The sequence below is a fragment of the Candidatus Lernaella stagnicola genome, from assembly GCA_030765525.1.
GTDB classification, from domain to species: domain Bacteria; phylum Lernaellota; class Lernaellaia; order Lernaellales; family Lernaellaceae; genus Lernaella; species Lernaella stagnicola.
On record JAVCCK010000036.1, the window covers coordinates 1 to 12,277 of the forward strand.

Sequence of the window (12,277 nt, forward strand, 5' to 3'; positions counted from 1 at the left end):
CATCATCGTCGTCGTCATCATCGTCGTCGTCATCATCGTCGTCGTCATCATCGTCGTCATCATCATCGTCGTCGTCATCGTCGTCGTCATCATCGTCATCATCATCGTCGTCATCGTCGTCGTCATCGTCGTCGTCGCCTGTGCCGCAATCGGTATTCACGGCACCCGGAGTGCCGAGATCGCCGGTATCAAAGGTCAACGACGCGTCGCACCAGTTGGCGCCGACCTGCGCAAGGTCGTAGTCGAAGGCATCCGGATCCAAATTAAGCGCCACGCCCGTCGTGTCGGGGAACGTTGCGTCGTCGTAATAGACTTGCGCGATGATCACTTCCGTCGCGTCGCTTATGTTCCGCGCGAGAATGACCTCGTCGTCGGCGTTGGATAGCAGAAAGCCGCTGTACACGTAGTCCACTTCGACCGTCGCTGCCGAATTGCGACCCAACACCGCGTACCCGCCCGCGGGCACGGACACCGATGAGGCGATCGTGTGGGAGTCGATACCCTCGTCGCGTAGCACGAGCCCTTGCAGATCAACCGTTGAACCCGTCGCGTTATAGATTTCCACCCACTCGCCCTCGGTATCGTCCAGAGCGTAAGGGTCCTTCATGATTTCGGTGATCAACAGATCGCCCTGCGCGAGACCCGGCGTGGTGTCATTATCATCGTCGTCATCGTTGTCGTCATCATTATCGTCGTCGTCATCATCATCGTCGTCATCATCGTCGTCATCGTCATCATCATCGTCATCATCGTCATCATCGTCGTCGTCATCATCGTCGTCATCATCGTCATCATCATCGTCGTCATCATCATCATCGTCGTCATCATCGTCGTCATCATCATCGTCATCATCATCGTCGTCATCGCCGGGGACAACGCTCATGGTTCCCTGATAAGGCCGGTAATTGTGCTTGGTTGCGGTGACGTACACATCAGAGCCGGAGGAAATCGCGGCAAAGGACGCGCTTGCCACGCCGCCGCTAACCGTCGCCGTTCCCAGGACTTCGTTGTCTTGCGAAAGGCCGACCAAGGAGCCGTCAACGTCAACACAGATGTCCAGCGTCGTGGTGCCGGTCGCGATCGTGGGGCCGTGCGTTACGTTTATGGTTCCGGGCACATCGGTCCACACGCGGGTCGTGGGATCGCCGAACCAATGGAACTCATCAAACGCGACGTGCACGGTGCTCGAAAAACCGTACTCCGAAGCCAGATACGCTTTCCCGTAGTTGAGCATGTCGCCCATCCGGTAAGCGGGATCGACCTTGGCGCTACCGTAGCCCGGCACGTAATCGGGGTAGAGGAAATCCATCCACCCCCAAAACAGGCGATCGTTGATGTTCGAGTAGCTGACGCGCGACGCGCCGACCACGCCCATGGCGCCGCCGGACGTATTGTTCATCCACTGTTCGCAGAATATTGAATAAGTACTGTCTTTGTCGCAGCTAAAGGTATCGTCGGTTTCCACGTCGAACCAACCGGTTTCGCAATTGATCGAAAACACCAAGGGCAACAACTCTCCGTTGGTGAGCGTGTCGACGTGACTGGAGCGATAGTACGGATGCGACCAACCGGTAACGCCGCCGTGGTCGCGATGGGTCAGGAGAAACGCGCCGTTGTTCACCGCCACGCCGATATCGTCGGCGTCGCCATCCCACGGGAAACCATTGGCGATGAGCAACTCGTCCGGTATGTCCAGCGTCGAGAGGCCCAACGTTGTGTCCCACCACGAGGCGAACCAATCGTACGAACCCTGGTTCCAATAAAGCGGCACGACGCCGCCGGCCACATCGGCCACATAGATCCGCTCTGTCGTATAGGAAACCGACGTCACGATATTGGTGAAAAACTGGTAAGCCTCTTCCGACGTCAACAAGAAACGCCGGTCGGCGTAGCTGTTGTAGTCGTCGCTATCCTGAAAGTACGCCGCGTGAACCGTCTTGGTGAAAAACGACGCATTGCTCGGCGGGTCGCTTTCGTATTGCACGAGCTTGTCGACCCGATCCTGAGCCAGCGCCAGCGAATCCACGGGAATGCGGCCGATCGCGAGGTCGGGCACCCAATCGGTGCCGTCCACCGTCGCGTAATACATGTCGGCGGCGATGTAACAAGTCGAACCGTAGGAAGCGTAAGGATGCAGCGTCTCGTAGTTTGTCGGGATGTCCTCGACATCGCCCAACAGCAGCACGTACGCGGGGGTCGGGGTCCACGTGTCGTAGGCATCCTGAATGTAGCTTTGAATCTCGGACGACATGCCGCCCGTGGTCGTGGTTGTCACCACGCGGGTGTCGATACCCGTCTTGATCTTCCACGCAGCCAGCGTGTCGGCCGCATCGGTGAAGGCCGCCGGCGTGATAATCAGAAAATCGGCGCCGGTCGCGCTTTTGGTCGACGCCGGGCGCTGCGGCTTTTCCAACGCGGAGTAGTTGATCAATTCCGCTTCGTAGACCCGGCCAAAGGCGTCGCTCCACAAGCGATCGTCGCGCATGTAGTGATCGGTTCCGCCACGAAAACGGAACGACACCCGCAGTTCGTCGCACACCTGCAAAACGCGGCGCGCCGCGTTGTAACGAAAATTGGTCAGCGCCACCTGGTTGATTCGCACGCCGCGCATCATGTGGTCGCTGGTCAGCCGCGCCGGAGACGCCGGCACGAATTCGTCGCGTCCGTAGGCCTCTTCGTCCCACGCGAAGGGTTCGGCCTCACGCTCGCTTTCAACGGGAAAGGGTTGGAAGGGGAAAAGCAGCACATTGTCGAACGAACGCCACGAGACGGCTTTGACGTCGATGTCGACTTCCGCACCCTGCGGCACGGCAAACGACGTGAACAGCAACGGCACCGCGGGCGCGCCGACCTCTTGTTCCGTGCCGCGGTTTTGGTACGTGATCCGCACGAATTCGACGCCCTCGACCTCAACGGTCCGCCACGTCGCGAAATCCGGCCGCAGTACGACATCAACCTGATCGTCGCCGATGAACGTAACGTCCAATCCCGGTGTTCGCCCGGCGGCCTCATCGACGGCCGAATCGTCGTCCGACGCCGCCATGGGCGCGTCCGAATCGTCGTCGTCCGGCTCTGCGGAGTTTTGTTCGAGACAGCCAAAAGCCAACAGCGTCGCCAGCAGCAGCACGAACGCCGCCGCGATCCAAGTCAATCTTACCGATCGCATGATATCCGCCTTAAAGTAACGATTTTTAGCATATGACGAGCTTCCCGCTCACACACCAACCCTGAAAAACTTATCGCCACCGCGCAATAAGCTTCGAAACGCTATCATTAAAGAAACAGAAACGGCAGGGCGACCTCGCCCCCGAAAGCTGCGAGGGGGTTTACTTCGCCCTCTCGTCGGCCTTGAGGAGTTCGGTCAGGGGAGTCGTTTGTTTGCCGAACAGGCCTTCGACTTTCGTGACGACTCGATCTTGGGTGTCGAGCGCAAGCAGAACCGGCAGAAAACCGATGAAGGTCTGTTTTTGGTACGTTCGCAAGACGGTCACGTCCTTGGCGATGTCGATTCGCTGTAACGGCGCCGGCGGCGGGTTGCCTTGCAGAATAGCGGCCATGGCATCTTCCGCTTCTTGATTCCTATCCCGTTCACACGCGCACGCCTCGGAATTGAATATGAACACGAGTTTTTCCACCGGGCCCGTTGCCGCTGTCGGCCGGTCCCCATCGCCGGATTGCGCGCCTTGAGGCTCGGCGGCAACTCCGCGCTGCTCGCAAGCCATAACCGCGAAAGCGGTCACCAGCAACAACAACGGTAATAAGTACGCGATCGGCGTTCGGGAATGCGTGGTCACGGCAAAAACCTAACCTCTTTTAGCTTGGCAAGCATATCCGCTTTCGAGGCATAGCCCTCGTGGCGGTAGACTTCCTTGCCGCCGCTGTCCACATACACTTGCGTGGGCATGACCCGAATGCGGTATTTTTGCGCGAGTTCCTTTTCCCGGCGAAGGTCATTGAAGCGAACCAATACCTTTCCGGCCAACTCTCCGTGCAATTGCGCCAAATCCGGCGCCATCTTCTTGCACGGGATGCAATAACCCATACCGAAATCGAGCAACAGCGGCAGCCCCTTGGCGACGTACTCCGCGATTTCCGGGGCGGCGGATTGGTAGCCCTCTTTTTTTGCAGGCGCCGGAGTGGTTGCGTCACTTTTCGCGGCAGGCGTCTCGCAGGCGACAACACCAAGGAAAAACATCAGGGCAACTGCCAAAGCGAAAAGGTTCGTTTTGAAAAAGCTCACGTCAAACTCCCCGATAGGCGAAGTACGCTCCGACCAAGATGATCAACACACCGGACGCCCGCCGCAGCCAGTTCGTGGCTGAGGTGAGCTTCTTGTTCTCGATAATAGATTTCGCCGCGCCGATGCTCGTTCCGGCCACCAGGATCAAAACGCAGTGGCCCAGGGCATACACCAGCAGCAGCAATCCGCCGTAGGCAGTCGATGAGTTGCTGCCCGCGATGTAAGTCAACAGCACCACCAGGATCGGCGCGGCGCAGGGTGCCGAAACGATCCCGAACAGTAGACCAAGCACGAAAGCTCCGACGCCGCCTTTCACATTCGAGTTTACGTTGAGTTGCGGAATCGGCACCTTCAGCACGCCCATCAAGTGCAGCCCCATGACCAGGCACACGCCGGCCACAATCCAGTTCCAAATGGGCGACATATTCCCGAACAGGCGACCGACCAAGGCGGCCACGAGGCCCATTGCGGTGAACATCGCCGCCAGGCCCAGCACGAAAAACAAGGAAAAAACAAAAGCGCTCTTTGTAGATTTGATCGCGTTGTCGCCCGACACGAAACCGATCGTGAGGGGAATCATCGCCAGCACGCAAGGGTTGCTGGCCGTCAGCAGACCGCCGAAAAAGACCACGACCAGCGCCAACCAGGGGTTGGTATGGATGTAGGTTTCCGCGTTGCTCAGCAATTCTTCCAAGGGGAGCGATCCCTTCCCTTCGCGCGATGGCGGATGCGTTCAACATGCGCCGCTCCACGCGTGCTACTTGGCCGCCTCAAGCAACCAGCCGGCGATTTGCGCCGCCTTGACCACTCTTCCCGAGCTCTTCACCTGTCCGTCGATCACCAACGTGGGAGTCACCATCACGCCGTAGCGCATAATGTCGTCGAGCTTTTCGACCTTGATCAACTTGGCCGACACACCGGTTTCGGCGACGGCTTTCGCGGCCTCCTCATAAAGTTTTTTACACTTGGGGCAACCGATACCTAGAACCTCAATTTTCATCAAAACGTTCCTTTCTCCTTTAAGCGATGACACCGTATAGAATCCCGGCCACAGTCGAAAACACAACGACCAGCGCCACATACACGGCGGTCTTTTTGGTGCCGATGACGCTGCGGATCACCAGCATGTTCGGTAATGACAACGCCGGGCCGGCCAGCAGCAACGCCAACGCCGGGCCCTTGCCCATTCCCGATTTAAGCAAGCCTTCCAGAATCGGCACTTCGGTCAGCGTAGCGAAGTACATGAAGGCGCCGACAATCGAGGCGAAAAAATTCGCCCCCAGGGAATTGCCGCCTACCAGCGATTCCACCCACGTGTTGGGAATAAGCCCGGCATCTTTTGACTCGGGTCCGCCCAGCAACAAGCCGGCCGCGAAAACACCGGCCAACAGCAACGGCATGATCTGTTTGGCAAACGTCCAACTGGAATCCACCCAGTCGGATAACTCGTCTTTCTTGAACCAAGCGAAAATCGTTGCCGCCAGAACGACGGCAAATACGCCGGTAATCACCCATTTCGCGCTGAAAATCGCCGCCCAAAGCCCCGCCGCGCCCTCGCTCGGCCTGCCCCAGTTGGCGAAAACCAGAATGCCGATCATCGCCGCGAAGTACAGGCCGTCCTGCCACAGCTTCCGCGCGCCGTCCTCTTCCGGTATGACGATGCTCGCGTTTTGCTCGGCCCGCGCCGCTTCGTCTTTGCGGAAGATCAACTGCATTGCCGCGCCGATGACGATCGCAAAAACAATCGCCCCAACCGCCCGCGCCACGCCCAACTCCCACCCGAGCACGCGGGCCGTGAGAATGATCGCCAGCACGTTGATCGCCGGGCCGGAATACAGAAACGCCGTCGCCGGGCCGAGACCTGCGCCCCGTTTGTGAATCCCCGCAAAAAGCGGCAGCACGGTGCAGGAGCACACGGCCAAGATCGTTCCGGAAATCGCCGCGACCGGGTAGGCAATCAGCTTTTTCGCCGCCGGCCCCAGGTACTTCATCACCGCGCCCTGGCTGACGAAGACGCTGATCGCCCCGGCGATGAAAAACGCTGGCACCAAGCAGAGCAACACGTGTTCCCGCGAATACCACTTCACCAGCGAGAAGCTTTCTTGAATCGCCGACTGAAAGCGGGCGCTTTCCACCGGCAGAAAGAATGCCAGCAAAAACAGCCCGATCATGATGAGTAGCTTCGTGATTTCGCGCATTGTCCTTCATCCGCAACATGGCGTTATGGCCATGTAGGCAATTCATAACAACAGAATCATTCGGTTCGCTCTTTCAACACGTTGGCGGCACAAACGAAAAAATTCACGACGCACGGCGTGTTGAGTCGGTACACCGCGTTATTGCCCTCGCGACGGCTGTCGACGATCCCGTGAGCGCGCAGAATCGCCAAGTGCTTCGACACCGTGGTTTGATCCGAGCCGACCAATTTCGTCAACTCGCCGGCCGTCGCCTCGCCTTCATTGAGGCGATGAACGATCAACAAGCGCGATTCGTGAGCCAGCGCCTTGAGAACCTGCGCCTGCTTCTTGAAAACGTCCTTCGGTTTCTGCGCCACTACCACCGACTTGCCCTCCGTGGGTGTGTTTCCGAAATCAGATACTATGGCAACTTGGCCATATTGTCAACAGCGCTACGGACCTGTCTGTGGTGGCGGGCATTGGGGCGGAAATCTGTCGACTCACGTCATGCGGCTTGATGGGTCTTGTGTCAGGTATTGTTCGACCTTCTCCCGGATCTCATCGCGCACCCGGCGGAAAACGGCCAACTTCTCTTCCTCTGAGCCTTCGGCCTCGTCTGGATCGTCAAAACCCAAATGTACTCGCCGGACCCCGCCGAAAAAGACGGGGCAGGTTTCGTTGGCGCGGTCGCACAGTGTGATCACAAAATCGAAGGTTTGTACCGCGAATTCATCCATGTGTTTGCTTCGCGCGGCGGGATGGTCGACGCCCACTTCGGCCAGCACCTGCAAGGCCATCGGATGTGGGCTCTTGGGCGCCGTGCCCGCTGAGAAGGCCACGAAGCGGTCGCCCAAGTCGTGGTTCACCAGCGCCTCGGCCATTTGCGACCGGCAGCGGTTCGAAGTGCAAAGAAACAAGACGCGCTTTTTCATCGTTCGTTTCTTTCCTCGGCGGTTTGTTGCCTTTCGGCTTTATAACCCGAGTGCGATGGTTTCCAAACCTTTCTTTCGCGGCCTGCCTCCTCCAATCCGGGCGCATAGGCCGCCATGCCGTCTGCCATGCTCAATAAGAGGAAGCGTTTGCGTTATCACTCTTCTCAATTCCCGCGAAAAAGCGCCTTCGATCACGTGCCGACGCTCGTCCCTTGACACACTCTCCAAGCGACACCACCTTGCTAAGGGTGGGAAAACACCGAGGTTTGTAAACATGTCGTTCTTGAAATGGGCTTTGATCCTCGGCGGTGTCGTCGCGGCATTTTGGCTGATCGATCGCTTGCTGTTGTACTGCGAAGCGAGGGGATGGCTCTACTATCGAAAAAAGACACCGGCTCCCGGCGCCGTCGGCAGCGCCCTAATGGAACTGCATTCCATCCTCGAGCCGGAAAAAACACACATGGCCGAGCAACTGCGCGAAGAACACGCCGAAGTCAATGAAAACGGCGAGCCTATCATTCCGGAGAAAGGCGATCGGATGGACGAGCCGAAAGATCTACCTAGTTTTCCCGATTCATAAAAACCCATTTACCAAGTGACAACCTGATTCCGACCTCCTCGATATGATCGCTGCGTCGTATCCGACCTTTGATGGCTTTTGTTTTTTTAGTGACAATCCTTATTTCAAGGTAGAATCAATCGAACTGTCCAGGAGATGGGATGAGGTTTGTCGTCTGTTTCGCAGCCTTGATCGCCGTGATGATCGCTTTCGCCTCGATCGGATGCGGCTCCGGCGACCGCGACGAACAGCGCGGTTACGTCGCTGCCGACGACGATGTGGACGACGATGATAATGACGACAACGACGACGATGATAACGACGACAATAACGATAACGATAACAATAACAACGACGACGACACGGTATTTGAGCATCCCGACCCACCCATCAAGTCGCCTTTGAACGGCGTGCGCTATTTCACAGAGGAGTTGCTCCTGGTCATTGACGAAGATTATCGCGAGGCCGGCGCCGATCTGTTCCTCGACGGCGACGCGATTCCATGGGCCGTCATGCAATGGCTCAACGTGGAAAACGGCGGGCACGCCGTCGAGTTGAAGGTCGCAGGTGAGGTCGTTTTTCGTTCCGACTTTGAAAAGCACGCCGACCTTATGACGCGCTACTCATCCAATAACGTAGAAGTCTTTCCGACGACGATCACGCTACCCGATGCCGCCGGCGCGTCGACACCGCTTCGCATCCGCCTGGAAAACATCGACGATGAAATCTCATCCATGGTGGGCCTGCGGACGCCGGATCAGCCCGACTTTCGCAGCGCCGAAAGCCTCCAAGCGTGGCTTCAATGCGCCACCAACGGGATGACAAGACGGCAAATGGCGCTTTTCCTCATGGAATTCGTCGCGCAGAATCTCTTCTTCGCCGCGCCGCCGTACGACTCCGTCCACACGAATCACAATCACGCCGTCCCGGATATTTTTCACACCTACGGATATTGCTGGTGCGAAAATCACTCGAAGGTTTTCTTGACTCTGGCCGGCATGCTCGGGTGGGAGCAATGCGAAACGAGAATCGATTGGCCCAGCGGGCACGTCGGCGCGAGCCTTCGATACGACGGCGGATGGCATCACTTCGATCCAACCAATAATGCGATGTATTGGAACGACGACGGCCGCATCCTGTCTTTCGAGGAAATCGAAGGTGCTGCGGCCGATATTCTACCCCACTACATCGACCAGCTCGGGTACTCCCGCGGCGGCGGCTATTTACAGTTCGTCGCTTCCTTGTACGACAGCGTCGAGGACAACGTTACGTCGGATTACGAGCCGATTATCGGCGACGCCAGGGGCTTCGCGTTGGAGCCCGGCGACGTGATCGATCTTTTCCCCTACGGTTTTGGCGTTTTCGCGTGCGTCGATTGTGCTTGGGACCCGAGTACCGAAAGCACCGGCGTTTTACGACGAGTCCTGGCCGATGTGGAACCGGGAACGGCGACCGAGATCGTCGAGACTTATCCGCTTCTCGGCCTTATCGCCAAAATCGAGGCGACGGGCGCCGGTACGTTGAAGGTGAACCTACAACTGACGGGCGACGATGGCGAGCAAAGCCATCAATTGACCTTCGGAGTCTCCGGCGGATCAAAGATCGATTTCAGCGAGTTTTTCGATGAACGCGCATTAGGCGAGATAAACAGCGTCCGTTTCGAGATCGTCGAATCCTTCGACCAAATGCAGGCCATGAATCTGGATGCGATCTTCCAATTCGCGCCGCACCTTACGCCGTGGATCGACCACGACCGCCGCCAAATCATCGTGGACGGACAAGGCGGGGCCTTACGTGTGCAATTCGACGTCTTCGATGCAATCTCCGAAACGGCCGATATCGACTTTTTCGCACCAGAGGGCGGCGAACGACTTACCGTCGCCACCGACGGCCGCGATCTGGGCGTCATTCACATCGATCTCATGGCCCCCAACGGCGAATGGGCGGCCGGCCACGAAATCGCAGTCGTGTCCGATCATCCGGACTCGATCGAAATACTTCGTTCCCTGGGTAGACTCGACGCCCTGGCCTTCGAGCCTGTTTGGACTGACTGGATTGGTCCGGATCGATTCATCGGCGATCATCAGATGGACTATTTTCTCGATTATCGGATTGGGCAACAGCGCGACTTCTGGGCCCGAAGTTTGGGCCACCTTGAGCAATCCCTCGGGCCGGTGAACTTCACGCTCCTGGTTGACGGCGAAGCCGCCGCCCAAACGCAGATCGAATTTTCCGCGGAGTGATCCGTCGCTTCGCATCCGGCCACTTCTAGCCCATAGTGTTTTAAAAACAAAGGGTCACGGACTCGTAAGCGCCCGTAACCCATGAAGGACCTGATACATGGCGAAAATATAAGGGACGGAATCGTTTTCGGATTCCGCCCCTAATTTTCAGCCGTTGCGAATGAATTCAGGTCGCAACGTCTTTCTTGCGTTCTTTGTTGTCCCGGTCGGACTAATAGCGGCCACCGCCGCCACGGTTGTCTCGCGGGCTTCTCTCTTTCGCTTCGCTTACCTTGATGGAACGCCCATCGAGGCTGGTTCCGTCCAGGGCGGAAATGGCCGCTTTGGCCCCGGCTTCGTCGGCCATCGTCACGAATCCGAATCCCCGGGAGCGCCCAGTGTCTCGGTCCATGATTACGGCGACTTCGGTCACTTCGCCGTGCTTTGAGAATGCGCTGCGCAGGCTCTCATCCGTTGTGTCCCAGCTCAGACCGCCGACATACATTTTTTTACCCATAACTCGTATCTCACTTTCCTCTCGCGCCGCAATTAATACGGCCCGATTCATTTGGCGGGTAGTAGTGCCCGCCGTCACTCGGTCGTCCACAGTGGTCAACCTTCATCCAGTACCTTCCTAAACTTACAAACCTTTTTGGAGATAAACCATAGAGGAGAGTGTGAAGTAAGTCGGGATGATTTCTTCTCATCCAAGATCAAAATAACTTGACCTTGCGGAGCCAACATAATACTCCTCGTGTAAATGTCAACCTTTTAATCAATCTAATTTGACGGATGAGGCAATCCGGCGGAAGTAACTGGGAGTCGAGCAGACCTCTTCACACACTGAAAAGCGACCTTATTCCGGCATCTTGCATACATTTCAAGCCGTTATAAAAAGGCAGTTTTTCAAATCGATCTGCCCGAAAATACCCCGAGATGCAAAAAGTGCCTCAAATATTAGTCACAGAGAATAAGTATTGTAACCATTGCTAGGCAACGCAAGCTAGTCTTGGTTAACTAGCTATTTCAAGTACTTGCGATCCCAAGTTTAGTTTCTAGGGCAAGCATCCAGCAAACCACGTTTAGCTTCGCATGATCTTTCACTTCACAGGAATACCCAGCGGTTGTTGGTTACGGAACCAGCTTGCGCTCGTCGGGCATCGCATTCGCTTCTGCGCATTTTCTTAATAATTTGCAGAGAATATCGGCGGATTGATCAACGAAAGACGATGTGTCGCCCTTTATTTTGGAGCCATGCACTGCCGCCGAACGTGAATTATACAGTTTCTTCATTGAATCGAAAATTGCTTTTCGCTTTTCGACGTTATCGGGCTGAAGGAATCGAGCAATATACAAGCTGAGCCTAAATTTGATCTCTGTTGTGACACCAAACATCCCTTCGATTCCTGCCCAAAGGATTGCCATTTGCACGCGACCCATTGTATGCCAAGGGTACGTCGCAAGGCAATGAACGGCATTTTGAAACCGCTCATTGTCTAATAACCGCCACGCATTGGCATGATTGTCCGTGATCCAGCGGGATTCCTCATCGGTGACCTTATGTGGTGGCGAATTCGTTAATCCGCGCATGCCGAGGTTGGTCGCGCACAGTGTACTTTCGGCTCCGATCTCTTGTGCCGCTGTATTACATTGTAGATTGAATCCGATCTCGGTGCGAAAAAATGCGCTAAGAAGAAGGGCGTCCCAAGCTGAATTCCATGCCGCTACCGCAAGTTCTTTAGGATTCGCAGCCGTGACCCTGAACTGTGCGGTTATACGCGGAATGAAGGCGGCCGCTACCGCAATATCATCCGGGTGTGAGCACGCAGACAGTGTTGTGTGGAGATCAAGATGCGACGCATCCGCAGTATGAAGTTCTACATTGTCACTAAGCCTAATGGTATCGGCAACTTCGATCCCGCTAAGCAGAATATAAGTCACGTCACCGGTTCCAATAAAACGCATTATTTCCTCCCAAAATCACACCACAATTGAGTCACATTAACAAAGTTGGTGCCCCATGTGATCGCCGGTTGAAAAGTGAAGCACTCGCCGGGTTTGGTGGAGGCGGTGGAAAGTCGTGGCATCCTGAGTTATTTCCCGTTGTTTCGGTTACGAAACGACGGGGGAAAGGATGTACAAAGACA

General features: G+C 56.3%; 12 protein-coding genes. 2 read left to right on the forward strand and 10 right to left on the reverse strand.

The annotated features are described in order from the left end of the window. The 8 genes from P9L99_16825 to P9L99_16860 all read right to left on the reverse strand — a co-directional run. Positions 1–3,166, reverse strand: a 3,166-nt coding sequence (locus tag P9L99_16825) for a C25 family cysteine peptidase (GenBank protein ID MDP8225026.1), incomplete at its 3' end; no start/stop codon positions are given. Positions 3,167–3,326: 160 nt separating this feature from the next. Then, positions 3,327–3,557, reverse strand: coding sequence for a hypothetical protein (locus tag P9L99_16830; GenBank protein ID MDP8225027.1), 231 nt, complete (start codon positions 3,555–3,557; stop codon positions 3,327–3,329). A 233-nt stretch (positions 3,558–3,790) separates the two neighbouring features. After that, complete coding sequence (locus P9L99_16835) at positions 3,791–4,240, reverse strand: thioredoxin family protein (protein ID MDP8225028.1); 450 nt, start codon at positions 4,238–4,240, stop codon at positions 3,791–3,793. A gap of 1 nt (position 4,241) precedes the next feature. Beyond that, a complete protein-coding gene (locus P9L99_16840; GenBank protein MDP8225029.1) occupies positions 4,242–4,934 on the reverse strand; it encodes a cytochrome c biogenesis protein CcdA in 693 nt (230 codons plus the stop codon). Positions 4,935–4,997: 63 nt separating this feature from the next. Continuing rightward, complete coding sequence (locus tag P9L99_16845) at positions 4,998–5,240, reverse strand: thioredoxin family protein (GenBank protein ID MDP8225030.1); 243 nt, start codon at positions 5,238–5,240, stop codon at positions 4,998–5,000. Positions 5,241–5,259: 19 nt separating this feature from the next. After that, positions 5,260–6,438 carry a permease gene (locus tag P9L99_16850; protein ID MDP8225031.1) on the reverse strand — a complete coding sequence of 393 codons (1,179 nt, stop codon included), beginning with the start codon at positions 6,436–6,438 and terminating at the stop codon, positions 5,260–5,262. A 56-nt stretch (positions 6,439–6,494) separates the two neighbouring features. Next, positions 6,495–6,794 carry a metalloregulator ArsR/SmtB family transcription factor gene (locus P9L99_16855; protein ID MDP8225032.1) on the reverse strand — a complete coding sequence of 100 codons (300 nt, stop codon included), beginning with the start codon at positions 6,792–6,794 and terminating at the stop codon, positions 6,495–6,497. 123 nt (positions 6,795–6,917) lie between these two features. Continuing rightward, positions 6,918–7,349: an arsenate reductase ArsC gene (locus P9L99_16860; GenBank protein ID MDP8225033.1), complete on the reverse strand. Its 432-nt coding sequence runs from the start codon at positions 7,347–7,349 to the stop codon at positions 6,918–6,920. A gap of 274 nt (positions 7,350–7,623) precedes the next feature. On the opposite strand from P9L99_16860, the gene P9L99_16865 reads away from it, so the two are divergent. Together P9L99_16865 and P9L99_16870 are read left to right on the forward strand one after the other, a co-directional pair. Then, positions 7,624–7,929, forward strand: a complete 306-nt coding sequence (locus tag P9L99_16865) for a hypothetical protein (GenBank protein MDP8225034.1) — start codon at positions 7,624–7,626, stop codon at positions 7,927–7,929. 140 nt (positions 7,930–8,069) lie between these two features. Then, the gene (locus P9L99_16870) at positions 8,070–10,151 is read left to right on the forward strand and encodes a hypothetical protein (protein MDP8225035.1); all 2,082 of its coding nucleotides are present in this window, start codon (positions 8,070–8,072) and stop codon (positions 10,149–10,151) included. A 211-nt stretch (positions 10,152–10,362) separates the two neighbouring features. On the opposite strand, the gene P9L99_16875 is transcribed toward P9L99_16870, so the two are convergent. Further along, a complete protein-coding gene (locus P9L99_16875; GenBank protein MDP8225036.1) occupies positions 10,363–10,647 on the reverse strand; it encodes an RNA-binding protein in 285 nt (94 codons plus the stop codon). A 614-nt stretch (positions 10,648–11,261) separates the two neighbouring features. After that, positions 11,262–12,095 (reverse strand): HEPN domain-containing protein, encoded by an 834-nt coding sequence (locus P9L99_16880; protein ID MDP8225037.1) that lies wholly within the window; start codon positions 12,093–12,095, stop codon positions 11,262–11,264. Positions 12,096–12,277 lie beyond the last annotated feature (182 nt).